This is a genomic window from Enterobacter sp. BIDMC 27, from assembly GCF_000534415.1.
GTDB lineage: Bacteria > Pseudomonadota > Gammaproteobacteria > Enterobacterales > Enterobacteriaceae > Enterobacter > Enterobacter hormaechei_C.
This window is the reverse complement of the sequence record NZ_KI973178.1, coordinates 1,933,356-1,958,098: the sequence shown is the minus strand read 5'-3', so window position 1 is coordinate 1,958,098 and position 24,743 is coordinate 1,933,356. Positions and strand designations below refer to the sequence as shown.

General features: G+C 54.6%; 21 protein-coding genes. 6 read left to right on the top strand and 15 right to left on the bottom strand.

Annotated elements, in window-relative coordinates; translation table 11 throughout:
• Window positions 1-6: 6 nt before the first annotated feature.
• From amtB to L463_RS13355, 5 genes are all read right to left on the bottom strand, one after another.
• Window positions 7-1,293, bottom strand: a complete 1,287-nt coding sequence (gene amtB, locus L463_RS13335) for an ammonium transporter AmtB (protein ID WP_015571265.1) — start codon at window positions 1,291-1,293, stop codon at window positions 7-9.
• A gap of 35 nt (window positions 1,294-1,328) precedes the next feature.
• Window positions 1,329-1,667: a P-II family nitrogen regulator gene (gene glnK / locus L463_RS13340; protein ID WP_006809867.1), complete on the bottom strand. Its 339-nt coding sequence runs from the start codon at window positions 1,665-1,667 to the stop codon at window positions 1,329-1,331.
• 211 nt (window positions 1,668-1,878) lie between these two features.
• Window positions 1,879-3,660, bottom strand: a complete 1,782-nt coding sequence (locus L463_RS13345; RefSeq protein ID WP_023296031.1) for a SmdB family multidrug efflux ABC transporter permease/ATP-binding protein — start codon at window positions 3,658-3,660, stop codon at window positions 1,879-1,881.
• Window positions 3,653-5,407, bottom strand: coding sequence for a SmdA family multidrug ABC transporter permease/ATP-binding protein (locus L463_RS13350; protein ID WP_032102879.1), 1,755 nt, complete (start codon window positions 5,405-5,407; stop codon window positions 3,653-3,655). The genes L463_RS13345 and L463_RS13350 overlap by 8 nt, the downstream gene beginning before the upstream one ends.
• Before the next feature lie 30 nt (window positions 5,408-5,437).
• Window positions 5,438-5,896, bottom strand: a complete 459-nt coding sequence (locus L463_RS13355; RefSeq protein ID WP_015571267.1) for an Lrp/AsnC family transcriptional regulator — start codon at window positions 5,894-5,896, stop codon at window positions 5,438-5,440.
• Window positions 5,897-6,011: 115 nt separating this feature from the next.
• Between L463_RS13355 and L463_RS13360 the strand changes: the two genes are divergently transcribed.
• A complete protein-coding gene (locus tag L463_RS13360; RefSeq protein ID WP_023296029.1) occupies window positions 6,012-7,058 on the top strand; it encodes a PLP-dependent cysteine synthase family protein in 1,047 nt (348 codons plus the stop codon).
• Between the two features lie 41 nt (window positions 7,059-7,099).
• Here L463_RS13360 and cof read toward each other — a convergent pair whose 3' ends face one another.
• Window positions 7,100-7,918, bottom strand: a complete 819-nt coding sequence (gene cof / locus L463_RS13365; RefSeq protein WP_017383195.1) for an HMP-PP phosphatase — start codon at window positions 7,916-7,918, stop codon at window positions 7,100-7,102.
• 101 nt (window positions 7,919-8,019) lie between these two features.
• On the opposite strand from cof, the gene L463_RS13370 reads away from it, so the two are divergent.
• Window positions 8,020-9,720, top strand: a complete 1,701-nt coding sequence (locus L463_RS13370) for an SgrR family transcriptional regulator (RefSeq protein WP_023296028.1) — start codon at window positions 8,020-8,022, stop codon at window positions 9,718-9,720.
• Between the two features lie 66 nt (window positions 9,721-9,786).
• On the top strand, window positions 9,787-10,482 hold the full coding sequence (gene queC / locus L463_RS13375) for a 7-cyano-7-deazaguanine synthase QueC (RefSeq protein ID WP_015571271.1): 696 nt from the start codon (window positions 9,787-9,789) through the stop codon (window positions 10,480-10,482).
• Between the two features lie 62 nt (window positions 10,483-10,544).
• On the opposite strand, the gene L463_RS13380 is transcribed toward queC, so the two are convergent.
• The 9 genes from L463_RS13380 to bolA all read right to left on the bottom strand — a co-directional run bounded on the left by L463_RS13380 (window position 10,545) and on the right by bolA (window position 20,909).
• The gene (locus L463_RS13380; protein ID WP_017694410.1) at window positions 10,545-10,943 is read right to left on the bottom strand and encodes a YbgC/FadM family acyl-CoA thioesterase; all 399 of its coding nucleotides are present in this window, start codon (window positions 10,941-10,943) and stop codon (window positions 10,545-10,547) included.
• A 97-nt stretch (window positions 10,944-11,040) separates the two neighbouring features.
• Window positions 11,041-11,421, bottom strand: coding sequence for a helix-hairpin-helix domain-containing protein (locus tag L463_RS13385; RefSeq protein WP_023296027.1), 381 nt, complete (start codon window positions 11,419-11,421; stop codon window positions 11,041-11,043).
• Window positions 11,422-11,569: 148 nt separating this feature from the next.
• Window positions 11,570-13,441, bottom strand: a complete 1,872-nt coding sequence (gene ppiD, locus L463_RS13390) for a peptidylprolyl isomerase (protein WP_017383192.1) — start codon at window positions 13,439-13,441, stop codon at window positions 11,570-11,572.
• Between the two features lie 212 nt (window positions 13,442-13,653).
• Window positions 13,654-13,926 carry a nucleoid-associated protein HU-beta gene (hupB, locus tag L463_RS13395; RefSeq protein ID WP_002444653.1) on the bottom strand — a complete coding sequence of 91 codons (273 nt, stop codon included), beginning with the start codon at window positions 13,924-13,926 and terminating at the stop codon, window positions 13,654-13,656.
• 210 nt (window positions 13,927-14,136) lie between these two features.
• Window positions 14,137-16,491: an endopeptidase La gene (gene lon / locus L463_RS13400; protein WP_014882775.1), complete on the bottom strand. Its 2,355-nt coding sequence runs from the start codon at window positions 16,489-16,491 to the stop codon at window positions 14,137-14,139.
• 184 nt (window positions 16,492-16,675) lie between these two features.
• A complete protein-coding gene (clpX, locus tag L463_RS13405) occupies window positions 16,676-17,950 on the bottom strand; it encodes an ATP-dependent protease ATP-binding subunit ClpX (RefSeq protein WP_015571275.1) in 1,275 nt (424 codons plus the stop codon).
• 127 nt (window positions 17,951-18,077) lie between these two features.
• A complete protein-coding gene (gene clpP, locus L463_RS13410; protein WP_006809880.1) occupies window positions 18,078-18,701 on the bottom strand; it encodes an ATP-dependent Clp endopeptidase proteolytic subunit ClpP in 624 nt (207 codons plus the stop codon).
• Between the two features lie 260 nt (window positions 18,702-18,961).
• Window positions 18,962-20,260 (bottom strand): trigger factor, encoded by a 1,299-nt coding sequence (gene tig / locus L463_RS13415; RefSeq protein ID WP_015571277.1) that lies wholly within the window; start codon window positions 20,258-20,260, stop codon window positions 18,962-18,964.
• 331 nt (window positions 20,261-20,591) lie between these two features.
• On the bottom strand, window positions 20,592-20,909 hold the full coding sequence (gene bolA, locus L463_RS13420) for a transcriptional regulator BolA (RefSeq protein WP_003859051.1): 318 nt from the start codon (window positions 20,907-20,909) through the stop codon (window positions 20,592-20,594).
• 303 nt (window positions 20,910-21,212) lie between these two features.
• Here bolA and L463_RS13425 point away from each other — a divergent pair, with 303 nt between their 5' ends.
• The 3 genes from L463_RS13425 (at window position 21,213) to cyoA (ending at window position 24,739) form a co-directional block, all read left to right on the top strand.
• Window positions 21,213-21,791, top strand: a complete 579-nt coding sequence (locus L463_RS13425) for a lipoprotein (RefSeq protein ID WP_003859052.1) — start codon at window positions 21,213-21,215, stop codon at window positions 21,789-21,791.
• 45 nt (window positions 21,792-21,836) lie between these two features.
• Window positions 21,837-23,312 (top strand): muropeptide MFS transporter AmpG, encoded by a 1,476-nt coding sequence (gene ampG / locus L463_RS13430; protein ID WP_017383190.1) that lies wholly within the window; start codon window positions 21,837-21,839, stop codon window positions 23,310-23,312.
• 479 nt (window positions 23,313-23,791) lie between these two features.
• Entirely contained in the window at window positions 23,792-24,739 is a 948-nt protein-coding gene (cyoA, locus tag L463_RS13435) for a cytochrome o ubiquinol oxidase subunit II (protein WP_006809886.1), read from the top strand.
• Window positions 24,740-24,743: the final 4 nt, after the last annotated feature.

Sequence of the window (24,743 nt, the reverse complement as noted above, 5' to 3'; positions counted from 1 at the left end):
CTCAAACTATGCGTTGTACGCATTCTCGCCGTGGCTGTTGACGTCCAGGCCTTCGCGCTCCTGCTCTTCCGGCACGCGCAGCCCAACGGTCATATCAGCCAGCTTGTAACCGATAAAGGCCACAACACCGGACCAGACAACGGTGATCGCGATGCTTTCCAGCTGTACCAGCACCTGATGCATCATGGTCACGCCTTCTGCGTAACCCACACCGCCCAGAGATTGGGCAGCAAAGATACCGGTCATGATACAGCCGACGATGCCGCACACACCGTGTACGCCGAATACATCACACGGATCGTCAACGCGCAGAACACGTTTCAGTGCGGTAACGCCCCACAGCCCCGCCAGTCCTGCGACGATACCGATCAGCAGCGCACCGCCCACGCCCACGTAACCGCACGCTGGCGTAATACCTACCAGACCGGCAATCGCCCCGGAACAGGCACCCAGCAGCGATGGCTTGCCGCGAACGGCCCACTCGCCAAATACCCATGAGAGGATAGCGCCGGCGGTTGCCACAACGGTATTCACGAAGGCCAGCGCGGCGATTTCGTTAGCGGCGCTGGCTGAACCTGCGTTGAAGCCGAACCAGCCAAAATAGAGGATGGCGGTGCCGGTAAAGACCATCGGCAGATTGTGCGGCTTAAATGCTTCCTTCCCGAAGCCCACGCGCTTACCAATCAGGTATGCGCCTACCAGACCTGCTACCGCGGCGTTGATGTGCACAACGGTACCGCCCGCAAAGTCCAGCGCGCCATGGGAAGCCAACAGACCACCTCCCCAGACCATATGCGCAATCGGGATATAGGAGAGCGTCAGCCAGACCACCACGAAAATCAGTACCGCAGAGAAGCGGATACGCTCAGCCAGCGCGCCCACAATCAGCCCCACGGTGATGCAGGCGAATGAGCCCTGGAACGCGACATGAATATACTGATAAAAACTGCCCATCACCGCGGTCAGTTCGATATTTTTCAGCATCGCCCAGTTAACATTGCCGAAGAAGGCGTTGCCCTCCCCGAAGGCCAGCGAGTAACCGTAAACCACCCACAGCACACACACCAGCGCGAACGTGACGGCAACCTGCGTCAGCATGGAGAGTACGTTCTTGCCGCGGATCAGGCCGCCGTAAAACAGCGCGATCCCCGGAATCGTCATGAACAGCACCAGCGCGGTGCAAATCATCATAAAGGCGTTATCGGCTTTGTCTGCCACAGCAGGTGCAGCCATTGCCAGGCCCGGCAGCAGTGCCAGCGAACCCAGACCTGTTTTCATTGTTGCTTTCTTCATTTTCTCGATCCCTATCACTGTGTGCCAGGAGTTACTTACAACGCCGCTTCGTCAGATTCGCCGGTACGGATGCGAATGACGCGCTGTAGTTCGGCAACGAAAATTTTGCCGTCGCCAATTTTTCCGGTGTAGGCTGCTTTGCTGACGACATCAATCACCTCATCAAGCTGATCGTCGGCAATCGCCACATCAATCTTCACTTTTGGCAGGAAGTTAACGCTGTATTCCGCCCCGCGATAAAGCTCGGCATGACCTTTCTGACGCCCAAAGCCTTTCACTTCGGTGACAGTCAGTCCCTGAATACCCATGGAAGACAGCGCTTCACGCACGTCTTCGAGTTTGAATGGTTTGATTACCACCGTAACCAGCTTCATATATCCCCTCCAGTCAGAATTCGGTAATGGCCGCAGCTAACACGAAAGGGATATTGCAAAGGGTGTGCCAGAAGTGAAAGGTGAGGAGGAAAGCGCCGCGGCGCGCATGCGCCGGGTAGGGATGAAAAAAAACGCACCATGGCAGTGCAGGGTGCGTTTCAGTTTTGCACCAACGGTTAAGTCTGTTAGCGCATTGCCTTGTTATGGTGCATCAGGCGCTGAGTGACTCTTCCTCGCGCTCGCTGGCGGCCAGTTCGTCGCCTGCCAGCTGCAACTGATACATCTGCCAGTAGCGTCCTTTTGCCTCAAGCAGCGCTCTGTGCGTCCCCCGTTCAACGGCCTGGCCACGGTGCAGCACCAGAATGGTATCGGCATCGACGATGGTTGAGAGGCGGTGGGCGATCACCACCAGCGTAGTGCGATCCCGCACGGCAGCCAGCGCCTGCTGGATCGCCTGCTCGGTACCGGAGTCAATGCTTGCGGTCGCTTCATCCAGAATTAACACCTGTGGCGTCTCAATCAGCACGCGCGCCAGCGCAAGAAGTTGCTTTTGCCCGACCGAGAGATTATTGCCCTGCTCACCCAGCCGGGTATGGATCCCCTCGCTTAACCCGCGCGCCAGATCCGCAAGCTGCACCGTTTCCAGCACCTCCCATACCTGCTCAGGCGTGAAAGGTCGTCCCAGCGTCACGTTGGCATAAAAGGTATCCGCCAGTACCACCGGATCCTGCTGCACCATCGCGACGCCCTTACGTAACGCGTTGTGGCTAAGCGCGGCAAGCGGCCGTCCGTCCAGACGGATCTCCCCCTGCGTCAACGGATAGTAGCCCATCAGCAAACTGGCGAGCGTGCTTTTGCCGCTACCGGTATGCCCAACCAGGGCGACAAAACCGCGCGACGGTACCTCGAGGTTGATATCCTGCAAGACAAGCTGGTCGTCGCGGTAGGCAAACGAGACATGATCAAACGCTATGGATCCACTTTCCAGCGGGCGTTCGTCATCGCCATAGGTCTGACGCGGCCTGTCCATCAGCTCGAATACACGTTCGCCCGCGACCACTGCCTGTTGCAGCATCGATTGCTGCGTGGTGAGTTCAATCAGCGGTTCGTTAAGGCGTCCAAGGTAGCTGATAAATGCGTACAGTACCCCCACCTCGATGGTTCCGCGCGTCGTCAGGCCAAACAGCATCAACAGCCCGCACAGCACCAGCGCAGAGAAGAGGCTCAGCAGCGGGCGTAACAGGAAGCCATCCAGCCGTAACGTCTGCATCCGCGCCATATAGTGCGAGCGGCTGGCTTCTCCCATTCGCTCGCCAAAACGCGCCTGCTGGCGAAACTGCTGGATAACGCTCATGCCGTTGATCACTTCGTTGAAGCCATCATTGATATCTGCGAGGTAAGCGCGCACGCGACGAACAATCGGCGTGCTGTAGCGCTGGTAAATTACCATCACAATCAGCACCGCCGGGAAAATAGCGATCGCCACCAGCGCCATACGCCAGTCCAGGCTGAACATCGCCACCAGCATCGCGCCAATTAACGCGGCACTGCGCAGAACCGTTGCGACAACGGTTACATAGAGGTCGCGGATCACCTCGGTGTCATTGGTGACGCGCGAAATAACCTGTCCGACCGGCTGGGTATCAAACTCGCTCAGCGGCTGGCGCAGCGCGGCATCCATCACATCCGTGCGTAGCTGCTGGACCACGCCCACGGCGGCCCGGTTAAACAGCAGCGACTGCGCATAGTGCAGCCCCGCCGCCGTCAGCTGTAGGCCGACATACGCCACGCCCAGCCCCGCCACCAGCCCCAGCGGCAGATAGTTTTTCGCCACCATATTGTCGATGAAATAGCTGATAAGCAGCGGACCGGTCACCTCCGCAATCGCGGCGATCCACAGCAACAGCACGGCGATGGAAAGCGGTTTGCGCCACGGCGAGCCATAGGCCAGCAGCCGTTTTAACGTCGGCCACATCTGTCCAAACTTACGCATCGGCGACCTCCTCATCCAGCGCGGCTTCAAGCTGTTGATAGCGGTACATATCCCGATACCATCCGGTCTGCGCGGCGAGCTGCTCATGCTGACCACGCTGAGCAATATGCCCGTGCTGAAGCACCAGAATTTCACTGGCTTCGGTAAGGGCCGACAGACGGTGCGCGCTGATGATGACCGTGCGCCCCTCTCCCCACTGGCGAAGGTTATGCAAAATTTGATGTTCAGTACGCCCGTCAACTGCGGACAGCGCATCATCCAGTATCAGGATCTCAGCATCCAGCAGCAGCGCGCGGGCAATAGAGATACGCTGTTTTTGTCCGCCGGAGAGCATAACGCCCCGCTCACCCACTTCCGTATCGTAGCCCTGCGGCAGGCGCAGAATATCCTCGTGGACGCTGGCCAGACGCGCCACGTGCTCGATCTGGTCCTGTGTCGCCGTCGGACACCCGAGCGCGATATTGTTGGCAATGGTGTCTGAAAACAAAAACGGCGTCTGGCTGACGACCGCCAGGCGGCTGCGCCAGTCATCCAGCAGCAGACGTGGCAGAGGGACGTCGTGGAAACGGATATCGCCTTCGCTCACGTCAAAATGGCGCTGAATCAGTGACAGAATGGTGCTTTTACCGGAACCCGTCGGGCCACAGATGCCCAGCATCTGACCAGGACGCAGCGTGAAACTGACGTTCTCAAGCACCGGATGTTCCGTTTGCGGGTAGATAAAGGCGCGGATATCAGCCTTGAGAATACCCGGACCTTCCGATACCGGCTCGCTGCCATCGTTCACGACCGGCACTTCCGCCAGCATGGCGCGGATACGGCTGTAAGCGGCGCTCCCGCGTTCAACGATATTAAACATCCAGGCCAGCGCCAGCATCGGCCAGATCATCAGCCCAAGGTACATCGCAAAGCTGGTTAACTGCCCGAGGGTCATCGTGCCTTGCACCACCATCCAGCTGCCGCCGCCCACTGCCAGCAGGTTCGCCATGCCAATCGCAATATAAATTGTCGGATCGAAACGGGCATCAATACGCGCCACGCGCATGTTTTTCGCGCCGGTATCGGCAGCGTCGGCGGCAAACAGCGCGGACTGGCGGTCTTCCAGACCAAACGCTTTAATCATGCGGATGCTGGTCATGCTCTCCTGGGTGCGATCGTTCAGCGACGAGAACGCCGCCTGCGCCAGCTTAAAGCGTTCATGGAGCTGCTCGCCGTAGCGGTTAATTGCCAGCGCCATCAGCGGCATCGGCAGCAGCGCCAGCAGCGTGAGCTCCCAGCTAATTTGCGTAGACATCACAATCAGTACCGCACAGCCCATCACCAGGGAATCCACCAGCGTTAGCACCCCTTCACCGGCGGCAAACACCACGCGGTCTACATCGTTAGTGGCGCGGGCGATGAGATCCCCGGTACGGTGACGCAGATAAAACTCAGGGTGCTGGCGGCTCAGCTGGCGGTAAAAGTCCTCGCGCAGCTCAACGGCAAGCTGATAGGACGCGCCGAACAGCAGCACGCGCCAGACATAACGCAGCAGGTAAACCACCACGGCCGTCAGCACCAGCGTACCGCCCCACATCATCACCCGTGCGGCGGTGTAATGTTGTTCCGTAACGCCATCCACGACGTAACCCACCACTTTGGGCGGGATCAGTTGCAGAATGGCAATGATAATAAGCAGGGCCACCGCGCCGAGGTAGCGTTGCCACTCCCGACGAAAGTACCAGCTTAATTGGGCAAATAATCGCACGCGGTCTTTTCCTGAAGGTATTTTAAGAAGTTATTCAATGGGTAACGCTGTGGTGTATTTAATCTGTTCCATGGCGAAACTGGAGGTGACATCGGACAAGCCTGGTACGCTATTGACCAGCCGCTTGTAGAAATCATCGTAGCGCTTCATGTCTGCCACCTGAACGCGCATCAGATAGTCGTATTCCCCCGCCATGCGCCAGAAGCCGAGCACTTCGGGCATGTCGGAAACCTGGGTGACGAAGCGGCAGTACCATTCGCTACTGTGATGCTGCGTTTTTATCAGGACGAAGGCGGTCAGTCCAAGCCCCAGTTTTTCGGGATCCAGCAACGCCACGCGTCCCAGCAGAATGCCATCATCTTCCAGCTTCTTGAGGCGCTTCCAGCACGGTGTGGTGGTCAGATTAACGGCATCTGCCAGCGCCTGCAAAGAGAGGGTGCAGTCGCTTTGCAGCAAAGAAAGCAGCTTACGATCAATTTTATCTAACATAGCCACCTCGAAGAGAAAATTATTCTCCTTACATTCTATTTTAAAGGTCAGATAGCAACAATTTTTTCTGTGCTTTTCGCTATGCTGGGCACAAAATGACAAACGGATAACTACGATGAATAGCACCTGGGTTAAACATGCCATCAGCGAAATAAATGCCGACTATCAGCGCTCGGCAGACACCCACTTGATCCGCCTGTCTCTGCCTGGATTTCCCGGCATTCAGCTTTACCTGAAGGATGAAAGCACCCATCCTACCGGCAGCCTGAAGCATCGCCTGGCGCGTTCACTCTTTTTATACGGTTTATGTAACGGCTGGATTAAAGAAGGCACCACGATTATTGAATCGTCGTCCGGATCAACTGCCGTCTCCGAAGCCTACTTTGCCCGCCTGCTGGGCCTCCCGTTTATCGCCGTGATGCCCTCCTGCACGGCGAAACGTAAAGTCGAACAGATCGAATTTTACGGCGGACGCTGCCACTTTGTGGAAAGCGCCTGCGAAATCTATGCGGCCTCCGAAATGCTGGCCCGCGAACTGAATGGTCACTATATGGACCAGTTCACCTTCGCCGAGCGCGCCACCGACTGGCGCGGCAATAATAACATTGCGGACAGCATTTTCCGCCAGATGACCCACGAGCCGCATCCTGTTCCCTCTTACATTGTCATGAGCGCGGGCACGGGCGGAACCTCCGCCACCATCGGACGTTATATCCGCTGTCAGGGTTATGATACGCAGCTGATGGTGGTTGACCCGCAAAACTCGGTGTTCCTCGATTACTGGCAATCCCGCGATGCCAGCCTGCGCAGCCCCGTGGGGAGCAAGATCGAAGGGATTGGTCGCCCGCGCGTCGAACCCTCGTTCATTCCGGACGTTGTGGATGAGATGCTCCGCGTGCCGGACGCCGCCAGCGTCGCGACGGCGCACTGGCTGGAGACACAGCTTGGCCGTAAAGTCGGGGCTTCCACCGGCACCAATATGTGGGGCGCGCTACAGCTGGCCGCGAGGATGCGCGAAGAAGGCCGTACCGGCTCTGTCGTCACGCTGCTGTGTGACAGCGGGGAGCGCTACCTGGACACCTATTACAACGCAGAATGGGTGCAGGCAACTATTGGCGATGTAGAACCGTGGAAAGCGCAGATTTCGCAGCTGGTGAAATAAAAAAAAGCCAGGCTTTAGCCTGGCTTGCTGGAAGGGTCTCACTATTCGGGGGAATATGGGAGGTTATTTTTGTCCAGCCAATGCGTCAAAAAATGGGACACCGCTTCGTTACGACAGTGTCCGATAACCGGTAAATGCGGGAGCGCGGCGATAAGTTGCGGCATCGCGTTCCCCATAATCAGTCCACGACCCACGCTGCTCAGCATCTCGTGGTCGTTCATGGCGTCACCAAAGGCCATACAGTCCTGCATCGTCAGCCCCAGATGATCGCTCAGCACCGCCAGCGCAGATCCTTTGTTACAGCCCACCGGCAGCACTTCAAGGCAGTCCACCGCCGAGAAGGTCAGGTGCGCCCGGTCGCCCAGCGCCTCGTTAAGCTGAATACGCAGGCGGCAGAGATCGTCGTGATCCCCACAGAAGCAGATCTTGGTCACCTTGTGTGCCGGAATGCGGCGCAAATCGATAAGCTGATATTTAAAGCCGCTGTAAACGTGAGCGTGCAGCAAGGCCGGGATCTCACGCCCGGTAAACCAGCCTTCATCATTAAAAACATGCACGCTGGCCTGCGTATCCCAGGTGCTGTGCAGGACAATGTCCGCCACTTCCGGATTCAGATCCTGACGGTGCAGCATATTGCCGTCGACGGAGTGAATGCGCGTCCCGTTGCCGGTGATCAGGAACGCATCGAGGGCAAATGTTCCCAGCAGATGGCGCATCTCGAGAACATGACGACCAGTGGCAAACGTCAGGGTGACTTCACGCTCGCGCAGGCGCTTAAGTGTGTTCAGGGTTTTCTCCCCTAAACGGTGATCCGGCATTAACAGCGTGCCGTCCATATCAAATGCAGCGAGCCGAGCCATAATTACTCCCGAAATGTGATGCGGTTAACTTGTGCATCAGTATTACGTGAGATATACGGAAGTAATAGTGAATAGATGATAATTATTGTTCCGGGTTTTTCATGCGCCAGCTTAATCGTCTTAACCAGTATCAGCGTCTGTGGCACCCCTCCGCCGGCGCACCGCAGCAGGTTACCATCAGTGAACTTGCCAGCCGCTGCTTTTGCAGCGAGCGACATGTTCGCACCCTGCTGCGCCAGGCGCAGGAGGCGGGCTGGCTAAGCTGGCACGCCCGCTCCGGACGAGGTAAGCGTGGGGAATTACGCTTTCACGTCACCCCGGACTCGTTGCGTAATACGATGATGGAAGAGGCCCTGAAAAGTGGACAGCAGCACAACGCGCTGGAGCTGGCCCAGCTCGCGCCTGAAGATTTGCGATCGCTGCTGCATCCGTTTATGGGCGGGCAGTGGCAGAACGATACGCCGACGCTGCGTATTCCCTACTATCGCTCGCTGGAGCCGCTTCAGCCGGGGTTTCTCCCTGGCCGGGCGGAGCAGCATCTGGCGGGACAGGTATTCTCTGGTTTGACGCGTTTTAATGGTACCAGCAGTGAACCCACGGGCGATCTGGCGCATCACTGGGAAATCTCCGCTGACGGCCTGCGCTGGCATTTCTACATTCGCTCCACCCTGCACTGGCATAACGGCGATAAAATAGAGACGGCACAGCTCCGGCAAAGCCTGACGGCGCTGTTATCGCAGCCCGGCTTGGGCACGCTTTTCCGCAGCGTCTTACGTATCGAAACCACGCATCCGCAGTGCCTGACGTTTATTCTCCATCAACCTGACTACTGGCTGGCGCACAGGCTGGCAACCTACTGTAGCCGTCTGGCGCATCCCGATTACCCCGTGGTGGGCAGCGGTCCCTTTCGACTGAGCGTTTTTGAGCCTGAACTGGTGCGTCTGGAAAGCCACGAGCAGTATCACCTTGGCCATCCGTTGCTTAAGGCTATCGAGTACTGGATCACGCCCCAGCTTTTTGACTACAGTCTGGGCACCAGCTGTCGCCACCCGGTGCAAATCGCCATTGGCGAGGCCGACGAGCTGGCCAGCCTGCGGCTGGTGAGTAACAGCACCAGTCTGGGTTTCTGCTACCTCACGCTGAAACAGAGCCCACGTCTGAGCGAACTTCAGGCAAAGCGGCTGATTAATATCATTCATCTCTCAACGCTGCTGCACACGCTTCCCCTGAACGAAGGGCTCATCACCCCTACCGAGGAACTGCTTCCCGGCTGGGCGATCCCCCAATGGCCTGATTTAACCGACGTTGCGCTGCCAGAGGCATTGACGCTCGTCTACCACCTGCCGGTTGAGCTTCACACCATGGCCAGCCAGTTAAAAGCATACCTTGCGCGGCAGGGTTGTGAACTGACCGTCATCTTTCACGACGCCAAAACGTGGGACGGGTGCCAGCAGCTTGCCGATGCAGACATCATGATGGGAGACAGACTGATTGGCGAAGCGCCAGCGTACACGCTTGAGCAGTGGCTCCGCTGCGATGCGCTCTGGCCGCATCTGCTGAGCGCACCGGCATACGCCCATTTGCAGGCCACGCTGGATGCGGTGCAGACGCAGGCCGACGAACGTGACCGACACGCAGGACTTCAGGCTATCTTCAGCCGGTTAATGGAGACAGCCGTCCTGACGCCGCTCTTTAACTACCAGTATCAAATCAGCGCGCCTCCGGGCGTCAACGGCATACGCCTTAACACTCGCGGCTGGTTTGACTTCACCGAAGCCTGGCTTCCTCCCCCAAACGCGTGAAGAAGCTGGTCGCCGCTTTAGCCAGGCGTTAACATGACGCTTTTACTGTAACTGTCGAGATGATCTATGAAACGTGCCGTCGTCGTGTTCAGCGGAGGACAAGATTCCACCACCTGCCTGATTCAGGCGCTTCACCAGTATGATGAAGTGCACTGCGTCACTTTTGATTATGGTCAGCGTCATCGCGCTGAAATCGATGTCGCTCGTGAACTGGCCCTCAAACTGGGCGCCCGCGCTCATAAAGTGCTGGACGTGACGCTGTTAAATGAACTGGCCGTCAGCAGCCTCACCCGCGACAGCATTCCGGTGCCTGATTACGAACCGGATGCCAGCGGCATTCCGAACACCTTCGTACCGGGCCGCAACATTCTCTTCCTGACCCTGACGGCGATCTATGCCTACCAGGTGAAAGCCGAAGCGGTGATCACGGGCGTGTGTGAGACCGACTTCTCTGGCTACCCGGACTGCCGGGATGAATTCGTGAAAGCACTCAATCACGCTGTCGATCTGGGAATGGCAAAAGAGACCCGCTTCGAAACGCCGCTGATGTGGCTGGATAAGGCTGAAACCTGGGCCCTGGCCGACTACTGGGGCAAGCTGGATGTTGTTCGCAACGAGACCCTGACCTGCTACAACGGCATTAAAGGGGACGGCTGCGGGCAGTGTGCCGCCTGTAACCTGCGCGCGAACGGTCTGAATCATTATTTTGCGGATAAAGCGGGCGTGATGGCCGCGATGCAGAAAAAGACCGGGCTGAAATAAGGGCTACCTGACCGTGCTGTCGAACGGTAAGTGTCGACAGCACAGTTATTCCTGAACATTTCTTACGCGATCATCAGCTCCAGCTTTTCGCGCAACTCCCCTTCCAGCGGCAACGCTTTCTGGGTTTTGAGATCGATACAGACAAAGGTGATCAGCGCATCGGCCACCACCTGCCCTTCTGGCTCCAGCGTAACGACCTGGCTCAATACACCACTTTTGCCATTCAGTTGTTGGACCTCACTGGTCACGGTGAGCACATCCCCCAGCACAGCCGGGCGGCGGTAGTTAATGTTGATATTGACGACCACAAACGCGATGTTGTGTGCGGTCAGCCACTGGAAGCTTTCGCTGTTCTCCAGGCCGTCCCAGCGCGCCTCTTCAAGAAATTCAAGGTAGCGGGCGTTATTGACGTGCTGGTAAACATCGAGGTGATAACCACGGACTTTGATTTGTGTCTGCATAGCGCAATAGCCTTTCGTTGTTATAGGTTCAGAGGTCATAACTGGTATGACCTCTTTATCCTGGCAAATATTTGCCGCAGTGCAAGTGATTACGCGATTACAGCGTCAGGTGTGCGAGATTGCGCTCAACCAGCGCGCTGCCCATACCCGGCACCTGCTTGAGATCGTCAAGGGTTTTGAAAGGGCCATACTCTTCACGATAGCTGACGATGGCCTGTGCTTTTTTTAGACCCACGCCATTCATAACGCGGGCAAGATCGTCCGCAGAGGCAGTATTGATACTGACCCGCGTACCCTCGTCCTCAATGGCTTTCGTGCTGGCCGTCGCGTTGGCTTTAACATGACCTTGTGACGTTGCATCGGCCTGGTTTTGTGCAGCCTGCGCTTTAGCCGAGGGGGACGCCGCCAGCGCGCCCGCACTCATCCCGGAAGTGGCAATAGCCAGTGTAATTAACAGTGCTTTGATTCCACATTTCATGCTGTTTTCTCCTTGTTTGTTGACAGCCACGCCACGATAACCGCACGGGAAAACAGGGACAAACAACAGATTGCAGAAATGGAAAAGGCCGCGAAAGCGGCCTTTAGTTTTTGCAGAGCGTTACTAAAATCTGCGAGCAGATACGTAATTATTGCTCCTGAGTGACCACATCACCCAGTTTGATTTTGGCTTCTTTACGCAGGTTGCTCATCATCGCTTCGAAAGCAATCTGGGCATTGTTCTGGGTAATTCCCTGAACCATGGCCTTCTTCTGCGCGTCTGGCAGCGTACCGGCTTTTACTTCATCCAGCGCCAGAAGCACCACGTTACCCTGCATATCGGTCGTGGTGCCAAAGACAGGTTTGTCTTTCGCCGGCAGGCTCAGGCCAAACGCCGCCTGGCTGACAGGATCCTGACCGGTACGGCTCAGCGTTTTTGCTTCGCCAAAGCTCAGGCCAGCCGCTTTCAGCGCATCGTTCTTACCGGCTTTCAGATCGGCCAGAATTTTCTCTGCATCCAGTTTTGCCTGCTGTGCCGCTTTGTTGTGTTTGACCAGCGCCACCACCTGATCTTTCACTTCCGCCAGGGGCTTCACTGCCTCGGCTTTGTGCTCGCTGACGCGCAGTACGAACGCACGGTCACCGTCAACGGTAATGATGTCTGAGTTGCTGCCCGGCGTACCGTTCTCACCGACCAGACCACCATTGAAAATGGCATCTGAAACTGGTTTGAAGTTCAGTTCTTCCGGCAGGTTTTCGTGGCTGAACCAGCCCGTCTCAACCGCTTTAACGCCAGCAGCCTGCTCAGCACCCGCCAGTGATTCGTTGTCGTTGCTTGCGGCATCGCTCACTTTCTGTTGCAGAGCATAGAAGGCGTCCAGCGCTTTCTCCTGCTTCACTTTCGCAGCGATATCATCACGAACGTCAGCCAGCGGCTTGGTTTTCGCCGCCACAACATCGTCCAGACGCGCCACCAGGAAACCAACGGAGGATTTGATTACACCAGACAGTTGGCCTTTCTCTTTCAGGCCTGCATTTTTCAGCTCGTCCGGGGTAGTGGACTCTTCCAGCCAGCCCATATCACCGCCGTTTTTGGCAGAAATAATGTCGGTGGATTTTGCTTTCGCTAAGGTGGCGAAATCAGCGCCTTTGTTCAGCTCGTCCAGCACGGCTTTCGCTTCTGCTTCCGTTTTGGTCTGGATCACGCTGTAACGGTTACGCTGCGGCTGAGTGAACTGATCCTGATGCTGGTCGTAATAAGACTGGATCTCGGCGTCAGTCGCGTTTTCCTGCATCGCAGCTGCATCCAGCTTGATATAGCTTACGCGGAACTGTTCCGGAGAGATGAAGTTGTTCTTGTTTTGCTCGTAGTAAGCATTAACTTCAGCGTCGCTAACCTGCTGTTTCGCTGCCAGTGCGTTGACATCAATCGTCGCTTCACGCACCACGCGTTGCTGCGCCACCAGTGCCGCCAGCTCTTCAGTTTCGCCTTTCAGCATGAAATCGGTGCCCACCACCGCGTTGATCAGCTGTTGCGTGGTCAACTGGTTACGCAGCGCCTGAGCGTACTGGTCAGCCGTCATACCCATCTGGTTAACAATGCTGTTGTAACGCGCGTTGTCGAACTTCCCATTAGACTGGAAAGCCTGCGTCGAGAAGATGGCTTTTTTAACCTGCTCATCGCTGATGCCCAGACCCAGGCTTTTCGCGTACTGATCCAGCAGCGCTTCGTCGATAAGGCGGTTCAGCGTCTGCTGACGCAGGTTTTTCATATAGCCTTCGTTGGCTGCAAGTTCAGAGTATTGGTCGCCCAGTTGCTGCTGCATGCGGTTACGTTCACCAGCAAAAGCGTTCTCGAACTGCCCACGGCTAATTTCCTGGCCATTCACTTTTGCGGCGTAGTTCGCGCCACCGCCGATGAGGTAACTACTCACACCGGTCAATATGAACGACACGATAATGATACCGAAAATAATCTTGAGCACGAGACTGTTAGCAGCCGTGCGTAAGCTGTCCATCATGGTGTAACAACACTCCGCTGTAGGTGACTGGTTACCTGACGCTGACGGAAAATCCTGACCGTCGCGCGTAAAGGCGTATTGTGACAAGAAAACAGGGCAATTGTCAGCCCACAACTCGCATAAACTCGCACAAATCAGGTCTGGACAAACAAAAAAGGCACATCAAACGATGCGCCCTTGTACTTTTCAGCTTCCCTGGAGCGGGAAAGCAATCAGTTTACTGCGTCTTTCAGCGCTTTACCTGCACGGAAACCCGGCACTTTAGCGGCAGCAATGGTGATCTCTTTACCGGTCTGAGGGTTGCGGCCAGTACGGGCTGCACGCTCTTTAACCGCAAAAGTACCGAAGCCTACCAGTGCAACGTCGTCCCCAGCTTGCAGAGATTCAGTAACAGAAGCAATTAAAGCATCTAAAGCACGTCCCGCTGCAGCTTTAGAAATATCAGCACCCGCAGCAATTTTGTCAATCAGTTGAGATTTATTCACTGTTCTCTTCCTCTCTTTATAATTTATATCGCACCTGAATCCTTCACAGCGCGACCGCGCAGCAGTTATATCAGTCCTGCTATGACCTTACAACACCCGTTGTTGATGGCTAACCCAATCAGCAATCTAAATTAGCTATACAAAAAAAGGCTGGCAAGTACGAAATGACTTACCAGCCTTGTTTTTATTGGCGCTCTTTGCGCGAGGTCACTATTTTGCGGTTACAACCTGCATTCCGGACGGTTCATTTTGCAGTGCGAGAGTCAGAACTTCCTCAATGCGTTTCACCGGATGGATCTGCAAATCGGCAATAACGTTGTCCGGAATCTCTTCCAGATCGCGTTTATTTTCGTAAGGGATCAATACGGTTTTGATCCCACCGCGGTGTGCCGCCAGCAGTTTTTCTTTTAACCCGCCGATAGGCAGTACCTGACCACGCAGCGTAATTTCACCGGTCATTGCCACATCAGCACGAACCGGGTTCCCTGTCAGGCAGGAAACCAGCGCCGTACACATGGCAATACCCGCGCTTGGGCCATCTTTCGGCGTCGCCCCTTCCGGAACGTGAACGTGAATGTCGCGTTTTTCGTAGAAATCCGGGTTGATACCCAGTTTTTCCGCGCGCGCGCGCACCACGGTCAGCGCCGCCTGGATGGACTCCTGCATCACTTCACCCAGTGAACCGGTGTAGGTCAGCTTGCCTTTGCCCGGGACACAGGCGGTTTCGATGGTCAGCAGATCGCCGCCCACTTCCGTCCATGCCAGACCGGTCACCTGACCAACGCGGTTTTCGTTGTCCGCACGACCGTAGTCGAAGCGCTGAACGCCAAGGTAAGCATGCAGATTGTCGCCGTTAATCACAATGTGCTTCAGGCTCTTATCCAGCAGCAGCTGTTTCACCGCCTTACGGCACAGCTTAGAGATCTCACGCTCGAGGCTACGCACGCCCGCTTCACGGGTGTAATAGCGAATGATGCCAATAATCGCGCTGTCCTCGACGGTCAGCTCGTTGGCTTTCAGCGCGTTACGCTCAATCTGTTTCGGCAGCAGGTGCTGCTTAGCAATGTTCAGCTTCTCATCTTCGGTATAACCGGAGAGACGGATCACTTCCATACGGTCCAGCAGCGGGGCCGGAATGTTCATGGAGTTGGAGGTCGCCACGAACATCACATCGCTCAGGTCGTAGTCCACTTCCAGGTAGTGATCGCTGAACGCCACGTTCTGTTCTGGATCAAGCACTTCCAGCAGCGCCGACGCAGGGTCGCCACGCATGTCCGAAGACATTTTGTCGATCTCATCGAGCAGGAACAGCGGGTTTTTAACCCCCACTTTCGCCATCTTCTGGATCAGCTTGCCCGGCATAGAACCGATGTAGGTACGGCGGTGACCGCGGATTTCCGCTTCATCGCGTACGCCGCCCAGCGCCATACGGATATACTTACGTCCGGTCGCTTTGGCGATGGACTGGCCCAGAGAGGTTTTACCCACGCCTGGAGGCCCTACCAGGCACAGAATTGGGCCTTTGATTTTGTTCACACGGCTCTGTACCGCGAGGTACTCAAGAATGCGGTCTTTCACGCGTTCCAGGCCGTAGTGGTCGGTATCGAGGATTTCCTGCGCCTGACGCAGGTCTTTTTTGACCTTGCTGCGGGCATTCCACGGAACCTGCACCATCCACTCAATATAGCCGCGCACGACGGTCGCCTCTGCCGACATCGGAGACATCATTTTCAGCTTCTGCAACTCAGCTTCGGCTTTCTCTTTCGCCTCTTTCGGCATCTTCGCCGCGTCGATCTTACGCTTCAGCGCTTCGTTTTCATCCGGCGCATCGTCCATCTCGCCGAGCTCTTTCTGAATGGCTTTCATTTGCTCGTTCAGATAGTACTCACGCTGCGATTTTTCCATCTGCTTTTTGACGCGGTTGCGAATGCGCTTCTCAACCTGGAGCAGATCGATCTCAGACTCCATCATCGCCATCAGGTATTCCAGACGTTCGTTAACGTCGGACATTTCCAGCACGGACTGTTTGTCAGCAAGCTTCAGCGGCATGTGCGCAGCGATGGTATCCGCCAGACGTGCAGGATCGTCGATGCTGTTCAGCGACGTCAGCACTTCAGGTGGGATTTTCTTATTCAGCTTGATGTAGCCTTCGAACTGGCTGATCGCGGTGCGTACCAGCACTTCCTGTTCGCGCTCATCAAGTTCCGGTGAATCAAGGTACTCCGCCTTCGCAGAGAAGTGCTCGCCATCGTCTGACAGAGTGGTAATACGCGCACGCTGTAAGCCTTCCACCAGCACCTTCACGGTGCCGTCTGGCAGCTTCAGCATCTGCAAAATAGAGGCCACGGTCCCGACGGTGAAAAGATCGTTTACACCCGGCTCATCCGTTGATGCTTCCTTCTGCGCGACCAACATGATTTTTTTATCATGATCCATGGCGGCTTCGAGGCAACGGATAGATTTTTCCCGCCCTACAAATAAGGGTATGACCATGTGCGGATAAACCACCACATCGCGCAACGGCAATACGGGGATTTCAATGCGTTCAGAACGCTCAGGATTCATAGAGCTCTCTCTTAGTTTAGTGTCCGCCAGGTAAACTGGTCATGTAACTGTGCTTCACACAACCATTAACATGTAATCCAGTATATGGGGATGTTTCCCATACATTCAACGCCATGAATACGGAAAAAGTAAAGGGGAGATAAAATCCCCCCTTTTTGATTAACTGATTGTATGAAATGGTGAATTATTCGCCAGATGCCTGCTGCGCTTCCGGTTTACCGTAAATCAGTAACGGCTTGGACTGGCCACCAATGACGGACTCGTCGATCACGACTTTTTCAACGTCTTCCATAGAAGGAAGATCGTACATCGTGTCGAGCAATGCTGCTTCTACGATAGAACGCAGGCCACGGGCACCGGTTTTACGCGCCATCGCTTTCTTAGCAATCGCGTCCAGTGCTTCGTCACGGAATTCCAGCTCAACGCCTTCCAGATTAAACAGCGCCTGATACTGCTTGGTCAGCGCGTTTTTCGGCTCTTTCAGGATCTGAATCAGCGCGTCTTCGCTCAGTTCGTTCAGGGTCGCCACAACCGGCAGACGGCCGATAAATTCCGGAATCAAACCGAATTTGATCAGATCTTCCGGTTCAACCTGCGCCAGCAGCTGGCCTTCGTTTGGTTTTTCAGACGTGGCTTTCACCGTTGCGCCAAAACCAATGCCGGAGCCGGTTTCCACACGGTGAGAGATCACTTTATCCAGGCCTGCAAACGCACCACCACAGATAAACAGGATCTTGGAGGTATCAACCTGCAAGAATTCCTGCTGCGGATGTTTACGCCCACCCTGCGGTGGAACAGCCGCAACCGTACCTTCAATCAGCTTCAGCAGCGCCTGCTGCACGCCCTCGCCCGAGACGTCACGGGTGATCGACGGGTTGTCTGATTTACGGGAGATTTTGTCGATCTCATCGATATAGACGATCCCGCGCTGGGCTTTCTGTACGTCGTAATCGCACTTCTGGAGCAGCTTCTGGATAATATTTTCAACGTCTTCACCCACATAACCGGCTTCGGTCAGGGTGGTGGCATCCGCCATGGTGAACGGAACATCCAGCAGGCGCGCCAGCGTTTCCGCCAGCAGGGTTTTACCAGAACCCGTAGGCCCGATCAGCAGAATGTTACTTTTGCCCAGCTCTACGCCATTGCTGGTATCGCCGTTACGCAGACGTTTGTAGTGGTTGTATACCGCCACCGCCAGCACTTTTTTCGCCTGCTCCTGACCAATGACATAGTCGTCCAGGTGGTGGCGAATCTCGTGTGGCGTTGGTAACGCGCTGCGCTCACGGTGCGGCGCGACTTCTTTAATCTCTTCGCGAATGATGTCGTTACATAAATCGACGCATTCGTCGCAGATATACACGGACGGCCCGGCAATCAGTTTACGCACTTCATGCTGGCTTTTGCCGCAAAAAGAGCAGTACAGCAGTTTGCCCGAACCATCTTTGCGTTTATCTGTCATGAGTCCAAACCTCTTTTTAAGTTCTATGTGCCGCACATGACGACGCAAATGCCATTCTCAGACGCAAGCTGCTTACAGGCAACGTTCCGCCCTACCTTAGTATAGCGGCACACTCGCGTCGCGGGCATCAATTACGATGGGTCAAAATGGAGTCGACTAAGCCGTACTCAACTGCCTCTGGTGCAGAGAGGAAGCGATCGCGCTCGGTATCGCGCTCGATCTGCTCGAGAGGTTGACCCGTATGCTGCGCCATAAGTTCATTCATGCGCGCTTTTACTTTCAGAATTTCTCGGGCGTGGATTTCAATATCCGTCGCCTGGCCCTGGTAACCACCCAGCGGCTGGTGAATCATCACGCGGGAGTTAGGCAGGCAGAAACGCTTACCTTTCGCCCCTGCGGTTAACAGGAAAGCCCCCATGGATGCCGCCTGCCCCATACAGATGGTACTGACATCCGGCTTGATGAATTGCATGGTGTCATAAATTGACATGCCCGCCGTAATCACACCGCCTGGCGAGTTGATGTACAGGTAAATGTCTTTTTCCGGGTTTTCCGCTTCCAGGAACAGCATCTGCGCCACGATCAGGTTAGCCATATGGTCTTCCACCTGGCCGGTCAGAAAGATAACGCGTTCCTTGAGCAGACGGGAATAGATATCGAAAGAACGCTCACCGCGTGAGGTCTGTTCAATAACCATTGGCACCAGCGCCATATGGGGTGCAAAGTTATCTCGTTCGCCACTGTATGACATTTCCGTCTCCTGGTTCAAAATTGAAAACACCTGCTGTACTGATTGTAACCTTATGGACGGATTATCAGCCAGTCTCAATCATCGTGATTACATACTAATGGGGGTCGTCATGCCCTATTTCAAGCATAACAACGTTTTGTTGTAACGCTAACACTGAAAGGGCGTTTTAGCACCCTTCCAGGACTAAAGCTGTGATAAAAAAAACCCGTCGCCGGAGGGCAACGGGTTTTTTGTTCAAACTTTAAACCGTCGGGGCGAAATTACGCCTGCTGGTTCATCAGTTCGGTGAAAGAGGTCTCTTTTTCGGTCACTTTCGCTTTCGCCAGTACCGCTTCAACAGCCTGCTCTTCCAGTGCGACGTTGCGCATGTTGTCCATCAGCTCTTTGTTCTTACCGTAGAACTCGATCACTTCTGATGGATCTTCGTATGCAGAAGCCATCTCTTCGATCAGGCCTTTCACACGCTCTTCGTCAGCTTTCAGCTCGTGGGTACGAATCACTTCGCCCAGCAGCAGGCCGACAACAACGCGACGTTTCGCTTGCTCTTCGAACAGCTCGCGTGGCAGTTCCATCGCTTGCTGCTGGTTGCCACCGAAGCGCTGTGCAGCCTGACGGCGCAGAACGTCGATTTCGCTGTCGATCAGGGCAGCAGGAACGTCGATGTCGTTCGCTTTCACCAGACCTTCAATCGCCTGAGACTTCACGCGGTTACGTACAGCGCCGTTCAGCTCGCGCTCCATGTTTTTACGCACTTCGGTACGCAGGCCCGCAACAGAACCATCTTCCACGCCGAAACGCTTGATGAATTCTTCAGTCAGTTCTGGCAGTTCGCGCTCTTCCACTTTCTTCAGGTTGATAACGAACTTCGCTGCTTTACCTTTCAGGTTTTCAGCGTGGTATTCTTCAGGGAAGGTCACGTCAATGGTGAACTCTTCGCCCGCTTTGTGGCCTTTGATACCGTCTTCGAAGCCTGGGATCATACGACCCTGGCCCATCGCCAGTACGAAGTCAGACGCTTTACCGCCTTCGAACTCTTCGCCGTCTACAGAACCGGTGAAGTCGATGGTTACGCGGTCTTCCGCGTCAACAGCGCCTTCTTTCTCTTTCCAGTTCGCCTGCTGCTTACGCAGGGTATCCAGCATGCCGTCAACGTCTTCGTCAGTCACGGAAACGATCGGTTTTTCAACTTCGATAGATTCCAGACCTTTCAGCTCAACTTCCGGGTACACTTCGAACTCTACGGAGTAGGTGAAGTCTTCGCCCTGCTTGTATTCACCTGGAACGTAGTTCGGCGCGCCGGCTGGATTGATTTTTTCTTTGATGATCGCGTCGATAAAGTTGCGGCTCATCAGTTCACCCAGCACATCCTGACGCACGGAAGCGCCATAACGCTGAGCAACAACATTCATTGGTACTTTGCCCTTGCGGAAGCCGTCAATACGTACTTTTTTTGCTACGTTGACCAGCTCGCTTTTCACAGCAGTTTCGATGCTGTCAGCAGCGATAGTAATCGTTACACGGCGGCCAAGGCCTTGAGTGGTTTCAACTGAAACTTGCATCTTGTTACCTCAAAAAAATCACAGTGCTCGGTCAACTCTGAATCTGTCTGTTATACCGGGATGCTCTCTTATGTGCAGATTCACATTCCCTGTCGCCAGAATCATCCCGAAGACATTCAATAAGACGCGGCATTATAGCGGCATCACTTAGGTGAGTCGAGAACGGTTGGAGCATGTTGCTGCGGCTTTTTTCACACTTTAAGGCTATTTTTAGCCTTAAAAACGCGCCATCCGCTCAAAACTCAGACAAAACAAAACGGCCCGAAGGCCGTTTTGACGAAATCTGTAAGCAACATACTGGAAAAACTCCGGCGGTTGCAAATCCGATTTATCAGGCGATGGTGCCTGCACCCCGACAAGGCGGTGATGCGAATACCGTATCCTGTAGCCCTTCCCATTCCTTAATGGTGTAGGTATGCAGCGCCAGCGCATGTACGGTTGTGGAGAGTTCTTCCGTCAAGGTGCTGTAGATCAAGCGGTGTCGGTTCAGGAAACGTTCTCCCGTGAAGCGATCGCTGACCAGAACCACTTTAAAGTGGCTTTCAGAACCTGCCGGCACGTTATGACGATAGCTTTCGTCGACAACTTCGAGAAACACAGGGTTGAACGCTGCCCTTAATTTTTCTTCTATCTGTTCACGTATCATCATGAAATCACTCCTCCGACAACGCTAAGGTGTCACCCATCCCTTTAAATATTAGCCGCTTTTACCGGTTCCATTACACCTTGACAACAAATATTTAGCTTTCGTCTGATTTTCTCATCCAAACGAATGAAGTTCACTATGAGGTTCATACGTTTTGTCACTTACAGGCAGAGAAAAGCGGAAAGGTGGTCAGTTTTCGGACAAGGCGATGAATTTACATGCGTTGACCACTTCCCCTGGCCGTTAGCGATGTTATGATGGCGGCAATTTTTCTCTCTTTGCTTACGATTCGTTGAGAACCCGAAAATGTTAAAAAAACTCTTCTTTCCGTTGGTAGCACTCTTTATGCTCGCCGGCTGCGCGACTCCGCCGACGACCATTGACGTTTCACCAAAAATTACCCTGCCTCAGCAGGATCCAAGCCTGATGGGCGTCACAGTCAGCATTAATGGCGCCGATCAGCGTCAGGACCAGGCGCTGGCGAAAGTGACTCGCGACAACCAGCAGGTCACGCTGACCGCCTCCCGCGACCTGCGCTTCCTGTTGCAGGAAGTGCTGGAAAAACAGATGACCTCCCGTGGCTACATGATTGGCCCAAGCGGCGCGGTTGATCTGCAAATCATCGTGAACAACCTGTACGCTGACGTCTCCCAGGGTAACGTTCGCTACAACATTGCGACCAAAGCCGATATCGCCATCATTGCTACCGCGAAGAACGGCAATAAAATGAACAAAAACTACCGTGCAAGCTATTCCGTTGAAGGCGCATTCCAGGCCTCCAACAAAAATATCGCTGACGCGGTTAACAGTGTGCTGACTGACACCATTGCCGACATGGCACAGGACACCAGCATTCACGACTTCATCAAGCAGAACGCCCGTTAATCCTGCTGACTGACCCGGTGCTTCACCGGGTCAGTTCATAAGAACATGTCCAGTCACTACTTACGTATTTTCCAGCAACCGAAATCAGCTATTCTGCTGATCCTTGGTTTCGCCTCCGGTTTACCCCTTGCGCTCACCTCCGGCACGTTACAGGCGTGGATGACGGTTGAGAACATCGATCTTAAAACCATTGGTTTCTTCTCGCTCGTCGGCCAGGCTTACGTCTTTAAGTTCCTGTGGTCGCCGGTGATGGATCGCTATACCCCACCGTTCCTCGGGCGCCGTCGCGGCTGGTTAGTGATGACGCAGGTGCTGCTGTTGCTGGCCATTGCCGCAATGGGTTTCCTTGAGCCGTCAACACAGCTGCGCTGGATGGCCGCGCTTGCGGTGGTGATCGCCTTCTGCTCCGCTTCGCAGGACATTGTTTTTGACGCCTGGAAGACGGACGTCCTGCCAGCAGAAGAGCGTGGCGCCGGTGCGGCAATCAGCGTGCTTGGCTACCGCCTGGGTATGCTGGTTTCCGGCGGGCTGGCCCTCTGGCTTGCCGACCGCTATCTCGGCTGGCAGGGAATGTACTGGCTGATGGCCGCTCTGCTGATCCCCTGCATTATTGCCACGCTATTCGCGCCTGAACCGAGCGATGTGATTCCGGTCCCCCGCTCGCTGGAGCAGGCCGTCGCCGCACCGCTCCGCGATTTCTTTGGTCGCAATAATGCCTGGCTGATCCTGCTGCTGATTGTCCTTTATAAGCTTGGCGACGCTTTCGCCATGAGTCTGACCACCACCTTCCTGATCCGCGGCGTCGGGTTTGATGCGGGCGAAGTCGGCGTGGTGAACAAAACCCTGGGGCTGTTTGCCACGATCGTCGGCGCGCTGTACGGCGGTGTATTGATGCAGCGCCTGACGCTGTTCCGCGCTCTGCTGATCTTCGGCATCCTTCAGGGCGCATCGAATGCCGGTTACTGGCTGCTGTCGATCACCGACAAGCATATGATCAGCATGGCGACGGCGGTATTCTTTGAAAACCTGTGTGGCGGTATGGGCACTGCGGCATTTGTCGCCCTGCTGATGACGCTGTGCAATAAGTCATTTTCCGCCACCCAATTTGCGCTACTGTCTGCCCTTTCTGCCGTCGGGCGCGTATACGTTGGCCCCGTCGCGGGCTGGTTTGTTGAAGCTCACGGCTGGCCGACGTTTTATCTCTTCTCGGTGGTGGCGGCGGTGCCGGGGATTTTATTGCTGCTGGTCTGTCGCCAGACGCTGGAATATACCCAGCGGACGGAACACTTCATGCCGCGCACGGAATATCAGGCTGCCTATCGGTTTGCCCTGCGTCTGCTGATGGCTGGTTGTCTTGCGCTGGTAGTGTGGCTCGCGGTACTCATCTTGAATGCGACGACCACCTTGTCGCTTCCGTTTGAAACCCAGCTGCTTGATGCAGGGGTGTTACTCGCCATCGTGGGTATCCTGACCGGTGGGATGCTGGATTTCATGTCATTGCGGAAAACGCAGATGACATGAAGTAAAAAGCGAAAGGTTATTTCCCGTTGTAATAACGACACGAAATTATAACGGCGAAATAACCGCCATCGGCAAAAAAAAATATTTGTTGTTTTGTGCGGGATAGCATTCGGAAATTATTGGAGCTTATTTCGCTACGCTATTTTCCGTTAAACGATTCAGCATTCGAAAGATTGAATTTTCGTTTTTTAGTTGTCTTTTTATTGATAATTAATTGTTAATTATTTGTGTATTTTTCACAATGGTTATACCAATTGTCCCTTTTGCGGTATGCTGGGGCACCCTTTCGTTATAACGCCCGCTCCGTGCGGCTTCCCCCGGAAAACGCGACATAATTTGCAACACTTGTGACATGTGCGGCAGAACCCGGTAACACCTTCCTGACACAGGGCTAATGATGTTTACAGTAATGTAACCTTCCCGTAAAATGCCCCCACACTTTAAACGCCACCAGACTCCCGTGGAATTGAGGTCGTTAAATGAGACTCAGGAAATACAATAAAAGTTTGGGATGGTTGTCATTATTCGCAGGCACTGTATTACTCAGTGGCTGCGATTCTGCACTACTAGACCCCAAAGGACAGATTGGACTGGAACAACGTTCATTGATACTGACGGCTTTTGGCCTGATGTTGATTGTGGTTATTCCTGCCATCTTGATGGCTGTTGGTTTCGCCTGGAAGTATCGTGCGAGCAATAAAGATGCGAAGTATAGCCCTAACTGGTCACACTCCAATAAAGTGGAAGCTGTGGTCTGGACGGTACCTATTCTGATCATCCTGTTCCTTGCTGTACTGACCTGGAAAACCACTCACGCACTTGAGCCGAGCAAACCGCTGGTTCACGATGAAAAACCTATTACCATTGAAGTGGTCTCCATGGACTGGAAATGGTTCTTCATCTATCCAGAACAGGGCATTGCTACCGTGAATGAAATCGCCTTCCCGGCGAACACTCCGGTTCAGTTCAAAGTGACCTCCAACTCCGTAATGAACTCCTTCTTCATCCCACGTCTGGGCAGCCAGATTTACGCGATGGCCGGTATGCAGACTAACCTGCACCTGATCGCGAATGAAGCAGGCACCTACGACGGTATCTCCGCCAGCTATAGTGGCCCGGGCTTCTCGGGTATGAAGTTCAAAGCTATCGCTACGCCAGACCGCGCGACTTTCGACCAGTGGGTTGCAAAAGCGAAGCAGTCTCCAAACACCATGTCTGACATGGCGGCGTTCGAAAAAGTGGCTGCACCTAGCGAATACAACAAGGTGGAGTACTTCTCTAACGTGAAACCGAATCTGTTCAAAGACGTTATTGGCAAATTTATGGATCACGGCATGAGCATGGACATGACCCAGCCTGAAGGCGAGCACAACACGCACCAGGGTATGGAAGGCATGGACATGAGCCACGCGGAAACCGCTCACTAAGGGG